Here is a 23,131-nt window from a genome sequence, read left to right on the forward strand (position 1 = left end):
GCCCACCCCCGGTCTCAGATGGCAAGGCATGATCGAAAAAGGGGCTACCAGCAGCGCTCTGGATTTTCGACTTGGGCAGCAAGAAAGGTTTGTCGCGCCACAAGACCCCGACAAGGGCAACAAGCGTGAAACGATCTGGTGGTCAGCACTGCTTGATCTGCGCGACACCAGCATTGCCGCCTTCGTCAATCGCCTTGATGCAGACCTGAGACGCCAAATCCACATCCCCACGGATTACACGCCCGAAGACCAAGAGGTCACTTTTGAAGACAAGCTTGTCGTGGTCTTTGCAACCACCGATCTGCTCGCCACGTTGAATCTGGCAGGTAAAGAGCTCAACGTCGCTTCCGTGATCCTTGGCGCCATTATCAACCCGAATTTCATAAACCTGAAAGCCCAAGGTCAAATTGCAGCCTTGCCGATCATCAATGTCCCGAACGGGACGGTGATCACGGCAGTGATTGATGATGGGATTGCCTTTGCCAATGATGTCTTCCGCGATGGGTTGACATCCACCCGGGTGCAGTATGCGACCCTTCTGCCAACAATGCCGGGGACGGCGCCCGGGTTGGCTTCGGTGGGTGTTGAGTTAGAAAAGCCGCAGATTGATGCGCTTTTGGTGGCAAACACATCGTCGATGCTACTGGATGAAGATCGGTTTTATCAGCAAGCTGGTCTGATCGACTATGCGGACGGGACTTTTTCGCCAACCTCTTTGCGGCGTTCTCACGGCACGCATATCGCAGGCCTGGCAGCGGGTTATCCCATGGATACCGCCCCCAATGACCGACCGATCCTTTTTGCGATATTGCCAACCCGCGTGACCGAAGATGTGTCGGGCGGCAGCATCTTGCCCAGTCTTGTTCTGGCACTGCTCCGGTTGACGCGCCAAGCAGCACGTTTCCGCTGCGCGGATGGATCGTGCCCACCCGCTGTTTTCAACTTCAGCTATGGCAACTTTGGTGGCCCGCATGACGGCACCAGCCCCATTGCCCGCGTGATCGAAGATTATTTCGGACCGGATTGTGACGCTGATCAGGAACTGCGGATTGTCTTGCCGGCGGGCAACGGCAACCTGTCACGGACCCATGCAATGCTGGAGTTTGGCAGCGGGGGCAGCGGCAGACCGCTCAAGGTGCTAGACTTTGTGGCGATGCCCGATGACCGCACTGTCAGTGAAGTGCAGTTATGGATGCCATATAGCGCATCCAGCCCTCTGCCCAATTTTGTCACTGTGCGCGCGACAACCCCCGATGGCTTGCAAAGCGGACCGGTAGAGATCGCGGCCGGATCATATCAATCGCTGCTCAATCAAGATAACATCGAAGTGGCCCGTTTGTCCTTTGCCTTCGCCCCGATGCCAACGGCACGCGGCGTTATTACACTCAGCCTGAATCCAACGGCGAACCTAAAACCGGCCCCTCTGGCTCCGGCGGGGCGTTGGCAGATTGAAGTCACACCAGATCAGATCGCCGCTGATGAAAGCGTGCAGGTCTGGATTGAACGGGACGATACCCTGCCCGGCTTCAAAACGGGCGGTCGGCAGTCCTATTTCAACAACGCGGACTACCAGCGCTTTAACAGATTTGGTGGGCCACTTGCCGTTGATCCCCCCGGCACAAACAGCCTGATCAGACGGGCTGGCACATTAAGCGGCTTTGCCTGTGGGCCTTCACCGCTGGTGATTGGCGCGCTGACACAAAGCAATGGCAAGATGTCAGATTACTCCGCGGCCGGGCCGATCACGCCGCCGCGCGGCGCGGCCGTCGCCTATCGCGAAGGGCCAGATGCGTCAGCGCGGGGTGACGACAGTGTCGTCATGCAAGGCGTCATCAGCGCCGGTTCGCGCAGCGGTTCCATGGTGCGTTTGAATGGGACGAGCGTCGCCGCGCCGCGTGTGGCGCGTTTCACCGTCAATGAAATGGCGGGCGGTGCGGATGGCAACCGCGCGTGGCTACAGATCCAAGCGGGGCTGCAAGATGCAGATTTCCCACCACCCAAACCGATGACAACACGTAGCGGCGCTGGCCGAATGAATATTTCCGTGAATGAAATCGGCCCTGGCGCGTAATGTAGGTAAGACATCCTACAGACGGCACAATCATAACAAAGAAAGTTGGCCATTGCATGATATCACGGTGCTGTTGAGCCAGACAGCCGTTATGCAATGGGCAAAGAGAAATATGAGGTCACACGATCTTTCTACAATTCAGGTTGGTCATGACCTTGGTTTGTTGCAGCAAGTCGCGGAAGATACGCAACTATCCGGGCGCGAGATCACGCTACGCGGTCGCAAGCTGCTGAACTTTGCCTCTTGCAGTTATCTGGGTCTTGAGATGGAACCTGCCCTGATCGAGGGCGCGGTTACCGCCACGCGGGCCTTTGGCACGCAGTTTTCCGCGTCACGCGCATTTGTCTCGGCACCACCCTACCGGCACGCCGAGGCACTTTTGGGGAACATCACCGGCAGGCCCACGTTGCTTGTTCCTTCAACATCGTTGGGCCATCAAGCCGCTTTGCCCGTGCTGGTGGGCCCCAATGATCTGGTCCTGATTGATGTGCAAGCACATGCCAGCCTGAGGGTCGCCGCGGAGTTGCTGAAAGGGAAAGGTCGCAACGTTCAAACCGTCAGCCATTCCGATGCCCGACACATCGCCCGTAAGATGCGTGCCTCTGATGCGCCGCGCATCTGGCTTTTGATTGATGGTGTTTATTCCATGATCGGCGACGTCGCGCCATTTGACGACCTTGACGCGCTGTTGCGCAAAGACCCGCGCTTGATGCTCTATGTCGATGACGCCCATGCTGTCAGTTGGCAGGGGCAAAACGGCAAAGGGCTGGCGCTTGAAAAATGGCCCGATCATCCACGGGTGATTGTGGCCTTGTCGCTCAATAAAGGGTTTGCCTGCGCTTAAGCGGTGCCTTGGTGCTGACGAGCACAGATCAAGCCGATGCTGTTCGTGCCTTCGGGCCAGCGATGACATTCTCCGGGCCAGTTCAGCCGCCGATGCTGGGGGCGATCATCGCATCAGCAAGGCTGCATCTCGGCCCAGATTTGGCACCGCGCCAACAGATGCTGCATGACCGTATTGCACAATTCAACGAAGGGGCGCTGCGCTTGGGACTTGACATGGCGAGCGATGCCGTCACGCCAATGCGCTATATCCGTATCGGCGACTTGCATGCGACAGGTATGGCCGCCAGCGCACTACAGACCGCATGCGGCATCTTCGTAGCAACCGTGGCCCCGCCAGCAGTTGCCCTGCGCGACGTGGGGCTGCGCATGACGCTGACAACACATCACACCCAACAGGATGTCAGTTATCTGCTCGAGGCAATCGCATCCGTGACCAACGCAACTATGCGCGCTGCAGCCGAATAGATGTGCCTGAAACTGACCCCGGCAGAGGCAATCCTGCATCGCACCGGCCCCAACAACATCACGGCACTTCTGCACGCTCCCGGCGGGTTTGACCCAAAGCGCGCCTTCTTTGGTGTAAAATCCATGGTTATGGCGTCTGAGCGGTTCCAAAGATGCATCGCCGGAAATGAGTTCACGGATAAGGTCCAGATTGATTGGACCGCGCATGTCGCTATCGTGCAGGACCCGACAATCACGCAATCGGCAGAGATACTGCATCTGGCAAGGCATCTGGCATTTCCACAGGGTCACCCACCCTGGCGGGTGATTCTTGTGAACCCCGACGGATCCGGGTGGTCCGGCCTGATATTACACTTTGATCATGCAATTGCTGACGGGACGCGCATGGCCCGTCTGATCGTCACCAAAGTGCTTCCGCAAGAGAACGATCTGGCCGCCATTGATGACTTGCCGGTGCTATCGTTTGATCAACTTCAAGAGTTGGGTGACCCATCCCAACAATCTGCACCGATTGCGACGTGTCGTATCCCTTTTGATCAACTGCGCGCACGTATGCCAAAGGCTGCCAACAATGGAGATGCCTTACTGCGGCTGACGCGCACCGTTCTGGATAGATGTTCCGCGTTTGGCTCCGCCAGCGCGCGGCGCAAGAACCACGCAACGGTCGCCAGAATTGTTGCGCTGAACAATGCTGGCCAGTTGGGCAATCACGCGCGGATGATCAAGACAGACCTTTCCCGCCCCGCGTCACTGAGTGAGACTGCAATGTTCACGCGTCACAAGGCCCCTTTGCACGAAACCCTGCGGATGGCTTTTGCGCGCATTCTGCCCACCGCCATCCTGCGGCATCTGGTTCAGGCTGAGTTTTCGAAGCCCGGGATCATCATGACCATTGTGCCTGTGTCGCGGCTGCCCAAACCATTGTTCGGGCTGCCACTGGCGGCGGTGCACGCCGCAGCACCCAACATGGGGCGTCCCCTGATCGCGCTTACCGCGACCCGGCTGGCTGATGGATTTGACGTGACGGTCGTGGCGCATGCACCGGGGCGCAAGACCCAGTCCAACTTGTCACAGACCGTCGCAAACACGCTGACGGCTATGCTGACCGAGGCCTGAGCAATGCGCAACCCTTGTCCTGTCACGCACGCTGGGTTGATAAAAACCATGTTGCCCCATTTCACGCTGTCACAGATACAGGCGGTATGATGATGCTCCGCCGGGACATTGTTGCCCTTACCCTTTTCGCAATGGCTGCGATCGTCGCACTTGCGCTCTCATGGGCAAAACTCACCACAGATGCGGATCTGATTGCCACGTTCGAAAGCGCATCAGAGGCGTACAGCGCCTTCATCGAGCACCGTGACAGATTTGGCGATGATACGCGGGATGCCGTGATCGCCGTGCGCTCTGAAACTGTCTTGTCGGTGGCCTCGCTTGAGGACCTGGTAATCGAATTGCAACTGACCCCGGGTGTCGATGACGTCCTGAGCGTTCTGTCGCTGCCCGCATCCGATGGCTCTGGCGAGAGCTTTCTCAATAGCGCCGACATCGTAGATCGGCCTGCGCGTGAACAGTTCGCGCTCATGCGGGACACCATCCCATTTGGTGCCGATCTGATTTCATCTGATGGGCGTCTCACCCTTGTCATGGTGCTTTTTGAAGAGGGCTTGGAGCTAAGCGCATACGCATCCACGCTGGCCGAACCGCTATCGCTGGCACCCCCTGAACTTGCGCTTAACCGCGTCGGCACGCCACGGCTGGAAATGGAGATCAATGCCGCCCTCGTGCGTGACCAAACAACAATCACGCCCATCGCTGTCATCTTTGGTCTTATACTAATCCTGCTGGTGTTTCGATCATGGCGCGCCGTGCTGATCTGCGGTGCGCCCATCATCGTGGCAATGTCGCTGTTCCTGGGTGGATTGGCAGCGCTGGGTATACCGGTGTCCCCGATGTTGTCGCTGGTCCCTATCATCCTTGTGGTGCTGGGTTTTGCTGACAGTATTCACTTCTTTTATGCGATTTGCAGGCAAGGTCGCACCGAAGATGTTCCATCGGCTGTCGCCACTGCGCATAGGCATATTCTGCCTGCGATTGCCTCTACAACGCTGACGACAGTTCTGGCTTTTCTGGCAATGCTGCTGATCGATTCCGCCGCGCTGCGCGAACTGTCACTTGTCGGGTCTGCCGGTATGTTGATCATGTTGTTTGTCGTGGCAACACTGGTGCCGGTCTTGGCACGCCTGCTGCTGACCCCCCATGAAACGACATTGGCAACGGCGACATTCCGACGTGTATCGCAAATGTCGGTCGCGATGCTGGCCTATGCAAAGCCCTTGGCCATTGCCTCGATCGTCTTGATTGCGCTGTTGGGCGCAGCCCAGCGCCATGTTGTTACCGGCTACGACCCCCTCCAACACATCCCAAGATCGTCCACTTTCGCAGACGATATCGCCGCCCTTGAGGCGGGTTTACCCGGCAGCGGTCGCTACAATGTTATCATTGAAGGGGTCACCGACGGGCCCGACCAAAGCGCCCAGAATGCGCAGCGCCTTCAGCTGGCGTCACAAGCAGCATTGGGGAAACCCATCAGCCTCGCGCCCGAGATTGCATCACAAGGGGTTACCGGACGACTGGTTGATGACAGTGCAAGCAGCTTTTCACTGCCCGTACCCACCTCATTGCTTAGCGGGCCGGATACGATCCGCACCGAGGTGTCGCAGATTAAGGCGCGTTTGGACGCAGCGGGTGTTGGCGACTTTGCCACCGTCACCGGCTATTCCTTTCTGGCCGCGACGCAAATGCCCGTTCTGGTGGACGGTTTACGCCTGTCCTTTTACATCGCGATTGTTGTAATGACGCTGCTGATCGCCTTGATCCTGCGTTCATTACCTATCGCGTTGGTCACGCTGGTGCCCAATCTTTTGCCCATCCTTGGGATCGAGGCCTGGATGGTCCTGACCAGTCAAACTGTCACGATCACAGGTGCTGTTGCACTTTTGGTAGCCTTCGGGATCGCGGTTGATAACACGATCCATATCGTCAATCGGGTCCGGTTGTTGCAGCGGGACAACCCAGCGCCACAACAGGTCATTGAACACGCGCTTGACGCATTGGTGTCACCAGTGATGACGACCAGCATATTGTTGATTGTCGGGTTCTCCATGACGGCCTTCAGCGCCTTGCCTGCCGTCAGCCTGTTCGGGATGCTAACAGCAATGGCGATCATCATTGCACTTCTTGCGGACCTCTTGATTTTCCCTAGTCTATTGCTGGTCTTGCTACGAAAGGGGTGGATTTAATGCGGTTTCTACTAACGCTTGGTTTCAGCGTTCTTTCTCACCCTACCTTTGCGCAGGATGCTCTGTTTGGTCTTGCCGGCAACTGGGCCGGTGCGGGAACCTATCTGGACCGCAATATAGAAGAAGATGTCCGCTGCCGGATCAGCGTGACCACAACTGATGCCAAGACTGATGTTGTGGGGATCTGCGCAAGTGCGCGCCGCAATGAAGATGTGGATTTCAGCATCATGCGCACCTCCGATGGTCGCCTGATGTCGCGTCAGGAAAACGCAAACAGTCTGCGCAGGCCTGTCGTGCTAGAAGGTGTCTTGGAAGACAACGGTTTGCAGTTATCGGGTCAGCAGGGCGCGGAAGAAACCCGTCTGACAATGCACCTGACCGAAGCTGGCAAAATGGAAATGGTGATTGTTATCGCCTCTGCGGCCAGAACACGAACAAGCACGTTACTGTTCACAAGGCGTCAGTAGAAGCGATATCTGAATGTCCCGGTCGCGTCGCGAGCCGTTGCCATTTCCGTTAAATACCGCGTAGCGCCAGATAATGGCACCCTTCGCCAGATGCGGGACGCAAAATCATTGAACTGTTTTTGGCAACTGAAAAGTGTGACCTCTCAAGCCAGCGTTTTGGCCAGTTTACTGCCCACGGGGCAATAGCTCGGAGGACATGCGCAATTGCATTTCTTCTCTGCTTTCAAGCGCCTGGAATGGTTGCAAGGTGCGGCATGTGCGCTATGGTTGTGTTATTCAGATAATCGGAGAATTGAAGTGTCAGATACGCTAAAAAGCTTACTCGCGCACCATCCTGAAAATGCACCTGCTATTGGCGCGCCAGAGCGTGATTGGCTCAGCTATGGTGGCCTGCGTGCGTTGGCAGATACGGTCGCAGGGTCACTGCACCAAGCCGGTATCGGACGCGGGGATCGTGTGGCGATTGTGCTGCCCAATGGCCCTGAAATGGCAGCCGCTTTTGTCACGGTTGCTCAGGCAGCGGTGACGGCACCGCTGAACCCCGCGTACCGCGAAGACGAGTTTGCTTTTTACATTGACGACCTGAAAGCCAAAGCCGTTATTTTGATGGCTGATGATGAAGGTCCTGCCTATGCGGCGGCCCAAAAACTGGGTGTTGCGGTCCTGCGTCTTTCGGTCGAAGAAGGTGCGCCAGCAGGTGCGTTCAGCCTGCAAACGGATGTGACTGGAACCAGTGATACGACAGCCCCCGCAGCGGATGACGTCGCGCTGATCCTGCATACTTCTGGCACCACATCGCGCCCGAAAATCGTACCGTTGCTACAGTCGAATGTGGCGGCCTCCGCACAGAACATCGCGACCTCGCTCGCGCTTACGGCGGATGATCGCTGCATGAATGTGATGCCGCTGTTCCATATTCATGGGCTGCTGGCCGCCGTGTCGGCCACACTGTCAACCGGTGGTCAAGTCTGGTGCGCACCGGGCTTTGATGCGCTGCGCTTTTTCGGCTGGCTGCGTGACTGTGACCCAACATGGTATACGGCCGTTCCGACGATGCATCAGGCGATTTTGTCACGTGCCCCGCGCAATGCCGATATCATCAAAGCCGCGCGCTTGCGGTTCCTGCGGTCGTCTTCGGCATCCTTGCCCGGTCCCGTGATGGAAAAACTGTTCGAGACCTTCGGCGCGCCTGTCATCGAAGGTTACGGCATGACCGAAGCCGCGCATCAGATGTGCTCGAACCCGCTGACACCCGGCGCGCAGAAACCCGGTGCGGTTGGCGTGCCCGCTAAGCCCCGAGGTAAGGATTGCGCATGAAGTTGAACCGACGCTGACAGACGGTGGCGTGGGCGAGGTCGTCATCTCTGGCCCCAACGTGACACCGGGTTATGAAAACAACCCGGATGCCAACGCAAAGAACTTCTTTGATGCAGATGGCAAACGCTGGTTCCGCACCGGCGACCAAGGCACCTTTGATGCAGATGGCTATCTGACGTTGACAGGTCGTTTGAAGGAAATCATCAACCGCGGCGGCGAAAAGGTCAGCCCGCTGGAGGTCGATGGCGTGTTGTCCGCGCATCCCGCGATTGGGCAGGTTGTCACCTTTGCTTTGCCGCACCTAAACTGGGCGAAGAAGTGGCCGCCGCCGTTGTCTTGCGCGATGGCGAAGACATCAGCGAACGCGATGTGCGCGACTTTGCATCCGAACGCCTGGCTGACTTCAAGGTGCCGCGCAAAGTGATCATTCTTGACGAGATACCGAAAGGGGCCACTGGCAAGTTGCAGCGCATCGGTTTGGCCGAAAAGCTGGGTCTTGTGGATACCGCATCATGAAGATTTGCATTTTTGGAGCGGGTGCCATCGGCGGCTACATGGGCGCAAAACTGGCCGAGGCGGGGGCTGATGTCAGCCTTGTGGCGCGTGGCCCTCATTTGGCGGCGATGCGCGAAAACGGTCTGACTTTGATCGAAGAGGGCGACAGCAAAACGCTGCCTGTCACCGTGTCGGAAGATCCGGCCGATCTTGGCCCGCAGGACTATGTCATTGTCACGCTCAAGGCGCATTCGGTGCCGCCTGTCGTGCCAAAGATGCAACCGCTGATTGGCGAAAGCACGACCATTGTGTCGGGCGTCAATGGTGTCCCGTGGTGGTACTTCCATCAGATCGGGACCGAGCTGGAAGGCACACGTCTGGCCAGCGTCGATCCCGGCAATGCGCAATGGGATGGTTTTGGGCCGGACAGTGTGCTGGGCTGCGTGGTGTATCCTGCGGCAGAGGTGATTGAACCCGGCGTGATCAAACACATCGAAGGCAATCGCTTTTCACTCGGCGAACCATCCGGTGAAAAGTCCGAGCGGGCCATGCGTTTGTCCAAGGCACTTAGCGCGGCAGGGTTGAAAGCCCCTGTGCGTCCCAAGATTCGTGATGAGATTTGGGTGAAACTCTGGGGTAACCTGTCGTTCAACCCGATCTCTGCGCTAACTCACGCCACGCTGGATGTGCTTTGCACCGAACCTGGCACACGTGAGGTTGCGCGCAATATGATGCTGGAGGCCCAGACAATTGCTGAAAAGCTGGGCGTCAAGTTTCCCATTGATGTGGATCGTCGCATTCAGGGCGGTGCAGATGTCGGTGCGCACCGGACCTCCATGTTGCAAGACCTTGACGCGAACCGCCCGATGGAGATCGACGCGCTGGTCGGGTCTGTGCAGGAACTTGGCCGCGTGACCGGGACACCGACGCCAACGATCGATACGGTACTCGCGCTCGTTCAGCTACGCGGCAAAACGGCTGGCCTCTACGGGTAGCCGTCTACCACTGCGATGCAATGACAAAAGCCGGCGTCAGGACGCTGGCTTTTCGTGTTTGTCGCGCATGCGGCGCAGCATCTTGATTGCGGGCATGAAGATCAGGATCAACGCGATAACCGTGATTGGCCCGGCCACCGGACGCGTAAAGAAGATCGATGGATCGCCCGAGGACAAGAGCAGTGACTGCCGCAGCGTCGGCTCAGCGATTGGTCCCAGCACGATCGCCAGCACAGCTGGCGCGAGGGGATAGTCGAACTTGCGCATGAAGAACGCCCCCAAGCCAAAGAGCACAATCAGCCAGATATCGAACATATCCCGCGTTGCCGCATATCCGCCCGCAATCGACAGGACAAAAATCATCGGGGCAAGGATGGTGAATGGCATCCGCAGCATCCGTATGAACACTGGGATGAAGGCAAGGTTGATCAAAAGGGCGGCCATGTTCGAGATGTAGAATGACCCGATCAAACCCCAGACGAATTCCTGCTCATCCACAAACAGGCGGGGGCCGGGCACCAAGCCCCAGATGACCATGCCGCCCAGCAAAATCGCAGTTGTGGGTGATCCGGGGATCCCCAGTGTCAGCATCGGCAGCATCGACCCGGTCGAGGCAGAGTTGTTGGCAGCTTCCGGTGCGGCCACACCATCGGGTGAGCCCTTGCCGAACTCCTCGGGCTTCCGCGACACCATCTTGGCCACGCCATAGGACATCAGAGAGCCGGGTGTTGCGCCTGCTGCTGGCAAAACGCCAACGAAGAAGCCGAGGAACGATCCGATCATCGTCCCTTTCCAGCCACGCTTGGCCGCTTCTTTTGTATCAGACGCCATGCCTTTGACCGTCATTTTCGGTGTTGTTGCGGTCACATCACCGCGTGTCTGGTCAATGGTCCACAGCATCTCGCCGATGCCATAGACGCCGATGGCAAGAACAAGGAAACCGATCCCTTGCAGGAAACCGTTGTAGTCGAACAGCACAAGGCGTGGTGCGCCTGAAATCTGGTCAAACCCAATCGCGCCAAGGACGAGGCCAAAGCAGATCGAGAAAACGGTTTTCGGGATATCGTCGCCGCCCAGGCCGACAAAGGTCGCGAAAGCCAGCAGCATCAGGGCAAAAACCTCGGGCGGTCCGAAGGATAGGGCGACAGACGCCAGCAAAGGCGCGAAGAGTGTGAACAGAACGTTGGCCACAGTGCCGCCAATGAAAGAGGCGATGGCGGCTGTGACAAGCGCGAGGCTGGCGCGGCCCTGCTTGGCCAGCGGTCGGCCGTCAAAGGTCGTGGCCACCGCCGTTGATGCGCCCGGAATCCCCAATGTGATCGAAGAGACCGCACCACCATACATAGCGCCATAGTAGATGGCGGCGAGAAAGATAATCGCCGAGCCCGGTGGCACCAGAAACGTCACAGGCAGCAAGATCGCCACCCCATTGACCGATCCAAGGCCCGGCATTGCACCGATAAACAGGCCCAGCGTAACCCCTATCAGGATCATCATCAGGTTCAGGGGCTGAAGCGACAACAGCATGCCATCGCCAAGCAAAAGTAGGACGTCCATGGTCAGAAGCTTTCTTCGCGGCGTGCCATTGCCTTAGTAAATGATCTCATACAAGAAGTTGAAAACCGGGTCCGTGAACGGCAACCCGGAGGGCATGGTGATCTGCATGGCCCCTTCGAAAAAGAAGAACAGCGCAATCGGTGTAATGAGCGAGATGGACAAGCTCAGAATGAACCCGTGCCGCCCCAGAAACCAGACATAGTAGAACAAGAACACCGCGATGGCGCCATACATCGAAATGATGCTGATCAACGCGACAAAGCCAATGATCCCGCCGCCGACAAAGATCAGGGACCGCCAGCCATGGCTATCGAGAACCGGTTCTTCTGATTGCGAGGGCGGGCTGGTGCCGCGCCACCAGTTGAAGGCGATACAGATGCAGCACACCAGCATGATTGCTGAGAGCCAGAATGGCCAGGCACCACCGCCCGGACCCGTACCCGAGATGTAGCCAATGGGCAGCTCGGTGCTTTTCCACATCAGGTACAACGAAAGAAGGGCCAGAAAACCCGCGGTTAGAAGTTCGCCGACGCGCATCTGGCCCTCCTTGTTCTTCAACTCCCCTTAAGGGGCCTTAGTCTGTGTTCGCTTGGGTTACTCGCCCAGAGCGGCCAGCAAAGCTTGGTGGTTTTCGACCTGCAGCGCCCAATAGTCACGCTGCTCGGCGGCATCCATCCAAAGTGGCGACAGGCTTTCGGAGGTCAGATAGCCCTGCCATTGCTCGCTTTCGTAGATCTGTGTGAACAGAGCCTGATAATAGGCTGCGGCTTCGTCAGACATGCCTGGCGCACCAACGATAGCCCGCTGGTTGTAGTACGAGAAATCATGACCCTGCTCTTTGATGGTTGGCACATCAGGATAGGTAGGCATCCGCTCGTCCGAGAATGCCAGAAGTGGTACGAAGTCGCCCGCTTCATAAAAACCTTTTGCTTCTGCTGGGTTGTTCACAGTTGCCATAATCTGCTGGCCTGCAAGATCCTTGGCGACGGCACCACCGCCATCATAGGGAATGTACTTGATATCCAGGTCATAGGCGCCGGACATATAAGCGATCACGATGCTGTCTTCCTGACCGGCTCCAGTACCGCCCATGACGAACTCACCATCCATTTCCTGGACTTTGGCAACGTATTCTTCAAACGTCGTGATCCCGCTGTCCTTGTGCACCCACAAAACAAAAGGATCGACGCCCATCATGGCCACGGGTGTGAACGTCTGGATATCGATACCCAGGTTCTGCTGCCGCAGCGGCGTTGTGAAGAAGGAATTCAGTGTGACAAGGATCGTGTGATCAGGGTCGCTTGCAGTGTTGACGTGGATCAGCGCCTCGGCACCCGAACCGCCACCCTTATTGTTGGGTACAAGTGGCCGCGTGGTCAAATCTTCCTGTTCGGCCACCGCCTGAATAAAGCGTGCGATCTGATCAGCGCCACCACCTGCGCCTGCCATGATCACAAAGTCAATCGGTTTGCGCGGCTGCCAGTCTTGGGCCGCAGCCTGAATTGGCGCCGTGGCCAAAAGCGCTGCACCGGCAATCCCCATAAACGTACGTTTCGTCAATTTCATCGAGTTTTCCCCCTAATTTGGACGCGAGTGTTTTTATTCGGATGCAATTGCATACAACCGAAGACTGTACTTGGAAAAAATATTCATCTTTAATGATTTAGAAACTACTTGGTTGAAGGTGTATTTCAAGTAAAACTTTTCTGCACCCGCAATGTACACCTCAGTGTACAAAGATAACGGGTATTTCTGCTTTATCTACAACGGTTTGCGTGTTTCCGCCAAACAGCGTTTCCCGCTCGTGATTCTGCCCGTAAGCCCCCATAACAAGCAGGCTGGCACCAAGCTCAACGGTCTTTGTCAGCAGCTCTTCACCGGGGTTTCGCCCTTCAAAACGATGAACCTGGGCCGCAATACCATGTAACTGGTAGTAGCTCACCAGCTCATCTGAGGTGGTGCCCTTGGTTTCCGCCGAACCACCGCAAAGCACGGTCACAAGCTCGGCTGATCGGGCCATATCCAAGGTCATTGCTACGGCGCGCGACGCCTCAAGTGATCCGTTCCACGCTACCGCGATATGTTGGCCGAAGTCAGCTGGAACATGACGGCGTTGCGGGCACATCATGACCGGACGACCGGTGCGAAACAAAGCCGACTTAAGCGAATTGGCCCCCAGATTGCGATCTCTGTCTGGCTTGGCCACGACGACAAGATCGGCAAGCCGCCCATTGCGTTTGATGACATCCGCCATCAGCCCATTCTCTTCCTTAAAGTCGATTGAGGCCACATCGTGCAGCATCCCATCCCCTTTGGTCAGGCCGAGCGATACGGTCAATGTCTGCACCTGATCTCGCACCCCTTGTTCTTCCTGATCGGCCAATTCACGGGCTTGTTTGGCCAACGTTTCGCGTGCAAATGCCGGAAGCTGCACACCGTAAGGCATCAGGTCCTCAGTTCTGGCCCGGCAATGAGCGACGGCGATATGCGCCGTGTGACGTATCGCGAGAGCGGCCGCGTGACCAATAACCGTCTCGATCATACCATCACCACGTACAGGCACAAAAATCTTGCTAAGCATGGGGATGTTCCTTTTCGCCGCCATCTGCCGAGAGACGCTGTATCAGGCAAACACCTGATCTCCTCGCGCACCCTCACTACACCCTGCGCCAGGTGCAAGGCAGACACAACTTATTGTAGTGCGGGAGCGAGATATATCGCAAAAGAAAAATCAGATGGTATCGTTTTGTGGTCAATCTACCCGGTGCAATCTGATCGCCTGCGAGGCCTCAGGCGAGGAAATCCCCCATAAATCATGCAATAGCCCGGCATAGAGGTGCCGATAGTCAGTGGTATGTACAAGATCATCGTCAACAAGCCGGTCCAACGCGACCCGGCGACCACCAAAGCCACCAGCAACATGTCCACCAGCCACAAAGACCGGCGCAGCGGTACCGTGGTCCGTGCCATAGGACCCGTTTTCACGGGCTGTTCGGCCAAACTCCGAATAGGTGACGATGGTAACATCATCCCACAGTCCGATCTGACGCAAAGCATCTGCGAAGGCCCCCAGGGATGCGCTGAGGTCACCAAGCAAGAAAGCATGCTCATCAGGCTGGTTGTCATGTGTATCGTAACCGCCCTGCACGACCTTCAGCACCGGGACATCAACCCCCGCATCAAGCAAACGCGCTGCGGTGCGAAGTTGGCTTCCCAATTCACTACGCGGGAAATCAAAACGTCGGGCCGCGGAGCGTTCCAACTTGCGCACAATCAGGTCACCAGTAACCTGCGCGCTTTCATAAGTGCGCAAAACATGCTCAAGCGGTGACTTGACTTCATTGGGTCTGATCGCGTGGCGCATGCCGGGCAGGTTCTCGATGGTTTCCAGAAAAACATCTTCATCACGCATCGCCGAGAAACGACCCTCCCCTGACAGCGGGCCCATCTCCCCTCCCAACACCAGACCGGAAACATCGGCTTTTTGCGGCGCGCGTCCATCCGCGAAAGCACTTGCGATCCACCCGTCACGGGCCAAGCTATCGGCCCCCTGCCCCGCATTCCAGATTTCAATGGAACGAAAGTGCGAACGGTTCGGGTTCGGATATCCCACGCCCTCAACAATCCTGAGCGCACCCTCTTCCCACAGATCCGCGCAAGCGCGCATCGCGCCATGCAGTGCAGTGTCATCGTCAAGACGTAGACCATCTGCCGTCGCGATCCCGATTTCGGGCCGAAGGCCGCGGTAGGCGGTATCCGTGATTGGAATGACAGTGTTCAACCCATCATTGCCACCGGCCAACTCGATCAACACCAATGTTTTACCATGTGGCAGTGTCCGCCGCTGCGCAGCCACAAATTCAGGTATTGTGATCAATGGCAGGCTACCAAGACCGGTGCCAAGCGCTGAAAGAAAACGGCGACGTGAGAGAGTGTTCATGATCGGGCTCCTGGGCATGGGTACATTAGTTGACTTGATACTCTGGCGATAAGATCAGCGCTCGGATCAGCGCATCAACATCCTGGGCGATTAGTTCTTCTCGTTGGCCACGGCTCTGGCGTGGCACAGAGAGCAAAGCCGCCGCCGCGCGTTTACTATCCAATCCACCCGCTGGCAGATCAGCCAGCCACGCGCCCGCCTCCTCATAGATGACCGATGGGATCGCTGGCCTGATGCGGGCCTGTTCGGCCGCCTCTAAATAGCTGTCAATATCATCCAAGTCGCGCACTGCGGCATAGCCCTGCAGCCCCAAAATACCCGGTGCGCGCAACCCCTGCACCAGCTCGGTATCCGTTGGGCCAATCGCAGTTTCACTGTCACGGCCAAGATCTTCGGCTATTGCCACCACCTTATCAATGGACGGTATAGTGTAGCTTTCCTCTTCCGCCTCCGCCTGCCAGATGACCTGTTGTGCCGTGGTCCCGATCAACGTGGGTAGATGCGCGGCGATAGCTTGCAAAAGCGCGATATCTTCGCGGGACGCGCCTGTAAGATCCTCTTCCCGCGCACCCTCCCATGGACTGTACCAAACCCACCCGTCCTCACCTTCGATCTCGCGGAAGCAACGGGGACGGCAGTCAGCCTTCAAGATGCCGTAACCAGCGTAATCCTCTTCCGTATTCACCTCGATCCAAACAGGAAGGGATCGCCAAGTATGCCCCTCAAAGGACACATCATACAGAATGAACAACCCGCCCGTCCCAACAGCACTTTGTTCCACTTCGATGGCAAAGACCTGGCCGACCCGCAGACCGTCTGTCGTCGCAGCCAGAGGACCAGCCAAACTGTTGCCAGACGTCATCATCGGAGCCGAAACTGCCTCATCATCCAAATCGCCAAAGGCAAAATAGCTGAGCGTGGTGGCACGTGCCGTCGCACTGGCATCGTTCAGCCACGACACGCCTTGGGGCCACCCGCCTACATTTGGTGGAAAAAACAACGCCTGCCCCATGTCATGGGACAACCATGCGAGACCTGTTGAATTCTCAACCGGCGTTCCCAGACTGCGCAGGGTACTCACAATCAGTTCCACAGGGGACTTGATCAGACGCCCGCGATTCTCTGGTGCCCAGAACGCCCCAGACAGGAACATCTCGCGCAGAAGCGGCTCAAGCTCTAAATGGTTTTCGCGCCAAATCGCGCTCAGGCGGCTTACCTCTGCGGGGTCGGGTTGATCAGAGATGAAGGTCTTCCAAAGCTTTTCGACAATGTAGGGGCCAAATTCGGGATGGGCCAAGGCAATCCTGGCGACATCTGCCGCGCCCAACCTGCCGGTCTGACCCAAGAGCGTTTTCATACCCGGATCATGGTCGTTCGGGTAGAACGCATAGACCGGGGCGCTTAGTTCAGCGATAGAATGTCCAGTCAGCGCGCGTGCTGCCGCTTCGACATCGGCCTGCGTATAGCCGCGCCCCTCTCCAAGGGTGAACAACTCCAGAAACTCACGGCCAAGGTTTTCATTTGGACTATCTGCAAAGTTCTCGGTGTTGGATAGATAGACCAGCATCGCGGGGTCTTGGAGAATGCCATGAGCAAGGTCCGAGAAGTTCCCCGCAGCATTCGCACGGAAGAACTGGTTCTGGCGGCCCATCCATTGCGGGTTCTCCACGCCCTCATAAGAGGTGGCAAAATGGTCATGCCAAAAAAGCGTTAGGCGTTCCGTAAGCGGGCTTGGCGTCGCGACCATTTCTGACATCCACCAGCCGCTCAACTCTTCGATTTCCATCCAGCGGTTGGCGAAAAACAGCTCATCCGCTGTTTGACCCAGCGTCCAGATGTACTCGGCGGGGTAGTCAGGTGCATTTACCCAGTCAGGCATGGGGATCGACGGGTCGGGCGACAACGTGCCAAGGATGGCAGCAACGCCCTCTGCGTAAGACTTGCCTGTTAGCGCCTTGATCTCTTGTGGCGACGCGCCGAAGCCGGTGCGGCCAATCAGGTGCCGTGCTTCCTCGGGCGTCATTGCAGCGGGGCCTGCGGCAGCGGGGCCCGCAAACAGGGCAATGGCTGATGCAGCTAGGGCAGCAGGCAAACACTTCATCTTCAATACTCCAATCGAGGTTGCTTGTTGTGTCTAGCACCTAAAAAGGAATTGACGTGTTACATGTCCCGGTCGGTTTTCATACGATCCTGTATGGTTCAATCAGGTCTTTGAAACATAATACGAAAATGCGCACCCTTGGCGTCAGACTCAACTGTCGCCTGCGCATCGTGCAGATCAGCGATCGCTTTCACAAGGCTCAGTCCCAGACCGTTGCCCGGTGACGTCCGGCTACGATCGGCACGGAAAAAGCGATCAAAGACGCGGCCCTGATCCGGGAGCGCTATTCCCGGCCCATCATCCTGGACATGCAGGCTGATATCATCGTCGCGACGCAATCGCAGATGCACCTTGGCCGCATCGCGGCTATGCTCCAATGCGTTTTCCAGAAGGTTCGCCAAAAGTTGCTGCAACAACTCTGGATCACCACGGAGATGCACTTTGGGCGCGATATCAACGGTAAGTGCTTTGTCAGCATCCTCAAACACCGGCGTGTAAGCCTCGCCCAGATCACGGACCAGTTGGGATAGATCGACGTCCACAAAGGCGGCGCGGCGTCCGCCTGCTTCAACTTCGCCCAAACGCAGGATCGCATTGAAAATCCGCAACACCTGAGACAGGTAGTTTTCGGCCGCCTCGACATGTTCGGCGACTGCCGCGCTGTCTTGCATGTCGCGGCGGATCAGTTCCAGACGTCCGGCAACATTGGCCAAGGGTGTTTTTAGGTCATGGGCAACCCCGCCAGAAACGGCCTCGATATTGCTATTGAGCGTATCCACCCGATCCAGCATCTGGTTGATCCCCAGCGACAACCGATCGAATTCATCAAACCGCCCGGTTACAGGCGCGCGGCGTGCCATTTCACCCCGCGCCACAGCCGCTGCCGTTTGTGAAACACCTTCAATCCGGTTAAAGACCCCCGGCTCAGAAAAAACCCGGTGATCAGCGCCAGCGGCAGCACGATCATGATCATCGCGAAGGTGCCAAAAGCTGCAAAACTCAACGCTTCGTAGTGCCTCTGCGGGATGAACTCAGCTACAGTGATTGTTGAACCGCCGCGCAACTGAACTGTTTGCGCGCGGACCTCTTCCGCGATCTCGGGATGTGGCAGGATAAACCGCTCTACTTCTGCGTCCGCCCACAGGTCGGAATAGCCCGCTTGCACCTCTCCTTGCGCATTGCGAAAGGTGAAAACTTGCTGTTCTTCTTCAAGGATCCAGTAAATCTCATCTGACGGCCAAATCACCCCGTCCTCGACGGCGATCCGATCAATCAGTGCCTGCTCGCTCTCGCCGTAGAACAGCTCTTCTCCATACGCTAAAGTTTCGGCAATCCGGTCCTCCTGATTGTTCGTGATTGTTACCACTGTCACCCAGGTCAGCATCCAAAGCGCCGCGAGCGAGATCAGAACAAATAGTCCCGCGGCCGCAAGCACCCGTTGGAAGACCGACGATCCCAGAATGCTATGGCGCGTCGATGACATAGCCTGCCCCCCTGATCGTGCGTATCATCTCCTGCGCATAGGGTTTGTCGACCTTCGCGCGCAGTCTGCTCATATGGGTCTGGACAAGGCTGGTTTTTGGATCAAAGCGGTACCCCCAGACCTGTTCCAACAGCATGCTGCGGGTTACCACCTCACCCGGGCGCTGGATCAAGTAGTCAAGCAACCGGTATTCTAGCGGTGACAAATCCAGCCTGTCACCACCGCGCATCGCCTGCCTTGAAATACGATCCAAATGCAGGTCCCCCAGATGCAGGTTTGTCGCCTTGACGGCCATTGGTGGGCGGCGGGCAAGGCTTCGGAGGCGCGCAACCAGCTCTGACATCGCAAAGGGCTTCACCAGATAGTCATCGGCCCCGGCCTCCAACCCCTCAACCCGATCCTCTAGACCGGAGCGGGCTGTCAGCATCAAGATCGGGGTCGTGATCTTGGCACCACGCATTAAGCGCAAAGCGTCTACGCCGTCCATACCCGGCAACATGCGGTCAAGGACAATAGCATCAAAGCTACGTCCGGCGAGCGTCAGCATCGCCTCTTGCGGGGCATTGTGCCACGTGACTTCCCATCCCGCCTCGCGCAGACCACGCGTCAGGTAGTTTGCTGTTTCAGTGTCATCCTCAACAATGAGAATTTTCATTGCTCTGCCTAGCTTATCAATCCTGCACTCAGCGGAGTTTGGGTGTTTTCGAGTTTGTTCACAAGACAAGCGTGCGTTGCCCACTCTTTCAAGCACTGCATTCCCTTTCCAAGGTGTCTCGACAAGCTGGCCCGATGATGAGAGCGTTGTTCTCTTAATTTCGGGGGGAGCGCGTGCGCTTAGCAATCCAGACACATTTAAAGTACCGGACCGCTGCACCATGCAGCTTGCTGTTGCAGATTGAATCAATGCAGGACGCCAGCCAACTCGTTGAAACAAGCGAACTGCGCTGCACACACCCGGTCTTATGGAACTCTATTGCCGGACAAGACGACGTTGGACAGCGGCGATGGGGCCAAGTCGAGGGTATCTTCGATTGCACCTACTCCGCCGTCGTGCGTGTTGACCGACCGGACCTTGTACTTTCTTCAAGGCAAGCCAGTCCGATTGTTACACTGTAAGCCCATGTCACACCCTATTTGATGCCATCGCGCTATTGTCACCCGGAGGCATTCCTGACCTTTGTACCCATGCAGTTCGGAGACTTATCCGGCGGCGCGCTAATCACAAAAATGGCAGATTGGATTGACCGTCACTTCACCTACGACAACGGCGCTAGCGCGGCCGTCACGACAGCGACGGATAGCTTTCACGCCAAGGCGGGGGTCTGCCGCGACTACGCCCATGACACAAAGTAGTTTAAGATCAGGACAAATAGACATGCTGTGATCCGCGTGTTTCATCGGCGCAAAGATTGAACGGCGAGGTGCAGACGCTGGATCGTGGTGCATCTCCGTCTGCCCGGCTTAGCGAATGGCGGTTGACCAATGGGCATTGTCATCGCAGATCAGAGATCGCCTGTGACGATCGAGAAAGAACGGTGGTGGGATTTCCAACTTGACCGGTTTTTTGGGAATCGAAGGAGCTTCAAAAAAACCCAAAATCGTCTGTGCTTGGCATCCTTATAAACGCCTGCTCCGAAACTTACAAAACTGTAAGTCTGGTGAGACCCCCGGGGCAGACAGGATCCGTAAGTTTTGGTCACCAACGCGGAACGGAGATCGTCATGAGTGCCTGTCAACTTTCAATCATCATCATCACCCTGAACGAAGAACGTCGTTTGCCAAGGCTGCTTGATGATCTGGCAGCACAAAGCTGGCAAGGCTTTGAGGTCATCCATGTTGATAGCGACAGCGATGATGCCACCATTGCGGTATCTCAGCAGCACGCGGCACAGTTTCCGGAGTACCAAGTGATAAGAATGCCGACGCGCGGGGTCAGTTTGGGCCGCAACACAGGGGCGGCTGTGGCGACAGGACAACGGCTTCTTTTTCTGGACGCGGACACCCGGCTACCGCCCGATTTCCTACGAAGCGCCATGCGCGATCTCGATACAACAGCAGCCGATGTTGGGATCGCGCTGATGTCAGCCGAAGGACTGCCATTGCTCTACAGACTTGGCTTTGGCGCATTCAACCTTGGCATCCGGCTCACCAAGCCCATTTTCCCAACGGCCATCGGGGCCTGTTTGTTTTCAACACCTGACGTCCACCGATCCATCTGTGGCTTTGACGAAACGATCGAGCTCTGCGAAGACTGTGACTATGTGCTGCGGGCCTCCCATACACCGGACGCCAACTTGCTAATCTTAAAGCCGAAATTCTGCTTTGACCCCCGAAGATTAGAGCAAGACGGCTTCTTCGCCACAGGTTTGATATACCTCAAAGCGAACCTGTTAAGGGCGCTACGGGGTGAGTTGCGCAATCAGGAAATCACGTACCGTTTCGGTCACTATCATTAGGCGCCCCTTGCAAGATTTCTTTGCTTCACTGGATAGTGTTTTCGGACTTTTAGTACTCGGGGCAGTTGCTTTTGGCGACACGCTGATTGGCGTCGGCTTTTTTATCTTTGGAGAGCTGGCATTTCTCGCGGCTGGCGCCGCGTTTTCAGCCAGCGGGGCCGCCCTGCTTAAGCCCTGATCGTTCTAGTCGCAGCTTGGGCAGGTGACGTGACCAGCTACGTAATCGGGCGTCGATATGGTGCGCGGTTTTCGGTGCGCTTTCTCAAACGCCATAAACGTCGCAGCGCATGGCGACGCGCACAGGCCGAAATTACCCGCCGCGGTGTACTCTTTATCGTTTTCTCTCGGTTTCTTGGACCTGTCGCATGGGTAACACCGTTTCTTGCCGGAACCCTTGAGATGCCGCGAAAAACCTTCCTGCCAGCCGCGGCTTTAGGGGTTATTCTTGGTGTCGGGCAATTCTTAATCTATGGCGCGATTGGTGCACAACTTGCGGGGACATTTCTTCCATTCATACTGGATCATCTTGCTCTCATTCTACTGACTTTGTGTATGCTGCTTTCCGCTTTGCTGGTGTGGCAGCGTAGCGAACGGAGAGCGATGTTCAAACTGCTTCAGGCCATGCTCATGGCCGGGTCTGTCTTTCTGGCATCCAACATGCTGTACTTCTTTGTCCTGAATAGTCATCAGGTACCAAACATTCCGCGCATAACATTTCGTTCAATCTGTGATGCTGTGGCAGGCCCATTCCTCGTTGAGCCGGGGCATACAGGGCTACATTTGCCCCAACCCATAAACGTCATCCTTATCTCTGAGAACGCGGGAGCAGATCTGATGTCGGCGCTAGGGTGGCATCGAAACGTAACATTCACACACGACAACATCAGTTTCTTGCGGTATGTGAGGCTGCTGCTTGAAAGCATACCGCCAATATCAGAGCTCTACCTCGCGGGGTTCCCAGCCGATAGCGCACACCAGATGACGGGCACGCTGAAAGTGCGCGAACACATACGTTGGTGGGACATGGGCGCAGGCGTCCACTACGGCGCGGTCAGCAAGACCGATGAAATTGCCATTAAGTACTACAGTCATCTGCCGGTCTTGCTTCATGACATTGACCCAAACGTCGATAGGTCTCGCAATGTCATTTCTACGCAAGTCGAACAACTGCAGGGCTACAACGTCCTTGGCCTTGCCCCGATGACCCCACCAGTCGCCGACGATGTTGTCGCGGACTATGAGACTGACGGACAGATCTTGGTCGTTGCGGAGGCGGAAACAGAGCTCCCATCAGAAATCAGGCAATGCTTAAGCCTTCGTTCAGTTGACTAGGGTCAGGGCTCATAGCCAACATATGCCGGTTGCTTAAGCGGATCGGACCTGCCTTATCATTGATAGCACCGTATGATCTCCACCATCAATACGGTTCACCGCCCAACGCATCCCATGATTTTGATCTCCTTCATTGCTCGGCAAACTCACGCCGAAGGAATTTGCGATGAAATCGACACTGGAAACCAAGGCCACATGAGGCCAGACACTGACCGACGGATTATCCCAAGGGCTGGAGGGAAGTCGGGTCTAAGCTTACATCGTTTCACCTTGCGATTGATGTGGCGATCCTGTCAGCGGGCAG

General features: G+C 56.7%; 23 protein-coding genes. 14 read left to right on the top strand and 9 right to left on the bottom strand.

Translation table 11 applies throughout. The features are described from left to right. Positions 1-28 precede the first annotated feature (28 nt). The 10 genes from QTO30_RS10600 (at position 29) to QTO30_RS10645 (ending at position 9,958) form a co-directional block, all read left to right on the top strand. Positions 29-2,071 (top strand): S8 family serine peptidase, encoded by a 2,043-nt coding sequence (locus QTO30_RS10600; RefSeq protein ID WP_340424111.1) that lies wholly within the window; start codon positions 29-31, stop codon positions 2,069-2,071. A gap of 112 nt (positions 2,072-2,183) precedes the next feature. Continuing rightward, positions 2,184-2,915, top strand: coding sequence for an aminotransferase class I/II-fold pyridoxal phosphate-dependent enzyme (locus tag QTO30_RS10605; protein ID WP_340424112.1), 732 nt, complete (start codon positions 2,184-2,186; stop codon positions 2,913-2,915). Positions 2,916-2,926: 11 nt separating this feature from the next. Next, positions 2,927-3,382, top strand: a complete 456-nt coding sequence (locus tag QTO30_RS10610) for a hypothetical protein (protein WP_340424113.1) — start codon at positions 2,927-2,929, stop codon at positions 3,380-3,382. Then, positions 3,383-4,498 (top strand): hypothetical protein, encoded by a 1,116-nt coding sequence (locus tag QTO30_RS10615; protein ID WP_340424114.1) that lies wholly within the window; start codon positions 3,383-3,385, stop codon positions 4,496-4,498. Between the two features lie 86 nt (positions 4,499-4,584). Continuing rightward, a complete protein-coding gene (locus QTO30_RS10620) occupies positions 4,585-6,684 on the top strand; it encodes an efflux RND transporter permease subunit (protein WP_340424115.1) in 2,100 nt (699 codons plus the stop codon). Then, entirely contained in the window at positions 6,684-7,151 is a 468-nt protein-coding gene (locus QTO30_RS10625) for a hypothetical protein (RefSeq protein WP_340424116.1), read from the top strand. Before QTO30_RS10620 ends, QTO30_RS10625 begins: the two co-directional genes overlap by 1 nt. A 297-nt stretch (positions 7,152-7,448) precedes the next feature. Next, positions 7,449-8,468 carry an AMP-binding protein gene (locus QTO30_RS10630; RefSeq protein ID WP_340424117.1) on the top strand — a complete coding sequence of 340 codons (1,020 nt, stop codon included), beginning with the start codon at positions 7,449-7,451 and terminating at the stop codon, positions 8,466-8,468. After that, positions 8,422-8,892, top strand: coding sequence for a hypothetical protein (locus QTO30_RS10635; RefSeq protein ID WP_340425989.1), 471 nt, complete (start codon positions 8,422-8,424; stop codon positions 8,890-8,892). Before QTO30_RS10630 ends, QTO30_RS10635 begins: the two co-directional genes overlap by 47 nt. Beyond that, on the top strand, positions 8,823-8,984 hold the full coding sequence (locus tag QTO30_RS10640) for an AMP-binding enzyme (RefSeq protein ID WP_340425918.1): 162 nt from the start codon (positions 8,823-8,825) through the stop codon (positions 8,982-8,984). Before QTO30_RS10635 ends, QTO30_RS10640 begins: the two co-directional genes overlap by 70 nt. Continuing rightward, positions 8,981-9,958 (top strand): 2-dehydropantoate 2-reductase, encoded by a 978-nt coding sequence (locus QTO30_RS10645; RefSeq protein ID WP_340424118.1) that lies wholly within the window; start codon positions 8,981-8,983, stop codon positions 9,956-9,958. The genes QTO30_RS10640 and QTO30_RS10645 overlap by 4 nt, the downstream gene beginning before the upstream one ends. Before the next feature lie 36 nt (positions 9,959-9,994). Here QTO30_RS10645 and QTO30_RS10650 read toward each other — a convergent pair whose 3' ends face one another. From QTO30_RS10650 to QTO30_RS10690, 9 genes are all read right to left on the bottom strand, one after another. After that, complete coding sequence (locus QTO30_RS10650) at positions 9,995-11,515, bottom strand: tripartite tricarboxylate transporter permease (protein ID WP_340424119.1); 1,521 nt, start codon at positions 11,513-11,515, stop codon at positions 9,995-9,997. Positions 11,516-11,548: 33 nt separating this feature from the next. Further along, positions 11,549-12,052: a tripartite tricarboxylate transporter TctB family protein gene (locus QTO30_RS10655; RefSeq protein ID WP_340424120.1), complete on the bottom strand. Its 504-nt coding sequence runs from the start codon at positions 12,050-12,052 to the stop codon at positions 11,549-11,551. A gap of 57 nt (positions 12,053-12,109) precedes the next feature. Then, on the bottom strand, positions 12,110-13,081 hold the full coding sequence (locus QTO30_RS10660) for a Bug family tripartite tricarboxylate transporter substrate binding protein (RefSeq protein WP_340424121.1): 972 nt from the start codon (positions 13,079-13,081) through the stop codon (positions 12,110-12,112). Positions 13,082-13,241: 160 nt separating this feature from the next. After that, entirely contained in the window at positions 13,242-14,096 is an 855-nt protein-coding gene (locus QTO30_RS10665) for a universal stress protein (protein ID WP_340424122.1), read from the bottom strand. Positions 14,097-14,267: 171 nt separating this feature from the next. Beyond that, positions 14,268-15,455 (bottom strand): DUF1501 domain-containing protein, encoded by a 1,188-nt coding sequence (locus tag QTO30_RS10670; RefSeq protein ID WP_340424123.1) that lies wholly within the window; start codon positions 15,453-15,455, stop codon positions 14,268-14,270. A gap of 25 nt (positions 15,456-15,480) precedes the next feature. Next, positions 15,481-17,556: a DUF1800 domain-containing protein gene (locus tag QTO30_RS10675; RefSeq protein ID WP_340424124.1), complete on the bottom strand. Its 2,076-nt coding sequence runs from the start codon at positions 17,554-17,556 to the stop codon at positions 15,481-15,483. 98 nt (positions 17,557-17,654) lie between these two features. Then, on the bottom strand, positions 17,655-18,431 hold the full coding sequence (locus tag QTO30_RS10680) for a sensor histidine kinase (protein ID WP_340424125.1): 777 nt from the start codon (positions 18,429-18,431) through the stop codon (positions 17,655-17,657). Next, positions 18,395-19,039, bottom strand: coding sequence for a hypothetical protein (locus QTO30_RS10685; RefSeq protein ID WP_340424126.1), 645 nt, complete (start codon positions 19,037-19,039; stop codon positions 18,395-18,397). Before QTO30_RS10685 ends, QTO30_RS10680 begins: the two co-directional genes overlap by 37 nt. Next, complete coding sequence (locus tag QTO30_RS10690) at positions 19,020-19,694, bottom strand: response regulator transcription factor (RefSeq protein WP_340424127.1); 675 nt, start codon at positions 19,692-19,694, stop codon at positions 19,020-19,022. Before QTO30_RS10690 ends, QTO30_RS10685 begins: the two co-directional genes overlap by 20 nt. 482 nt (positions 19,695-20,176) lie before the next feature. Here QTO30_RS10690 and QTO30_RS10695 point away from each other — a divergent pair, with 482 nt between their 5' ends. The 4 genes from QTO30_RS10695 to QTO30_RS10710 all read left to right on the top strand — a co-directional run bounded on the left by QTO30_RS10695 (position 20,177) and on the right by QTO30_RS10710 (position 22,827). Beyond that, positions 20,177-20,392: a hypothetical protein gene (locus QTO30_RS10695; protein ID WP_340424128.1), complete on the top strand. Its 216-nt coding sequence runs from the start codon at positions 20,177-20,179 to the stop codon at positions 20,390-20,392. A 368-nt stretch (positions 20,393-20,760) separates the two neighbouring features. Continuing rightward, positions 20,761-21,495, top strand: coding sequence for a glycosyltransferase (locus tag QTO30_RS10700; protein WP_340424129.1), 735 nt, complete (start codon positions 20,761-20,763; stop codon positions 21,493-21,495). A 7-nt stretch (positions 21,496-21,502) separates the two neighbouring features. Continuing rightward, a complete protein-coding gene (locus QTO30_RS10705; protein WP_340424130.1) occupies positions 21,503-21,673 on the top strand; it encodes a hypothetical protein in 171 nt (56 codons plus the stop codon). Positions 21,674-21,702: 29 nt separating this feature from the next. After that, positions 21,703-22,827, top strand: coding sequence for an LssY C-terminal domain-containing protein (locus QTO30_RS10710; RefSeq protein WP_340424131.1), 1,125 nt, complete (start codon positions 21,703-21,705; stop codon positions 22,825-22,827). The last annotated feature ends 304 nt before the right edge of the window (positions 22,828-23,131 follow it).

This window comes from Yoonia sp. GPGPB17, assembly GCF_037892195.1.
Classification (GTDB): Bacteria; Pseudomonadota; Alphaproteobacteria; order Rhodobacterales; family Rhodobacteraceae; genus Yoonia.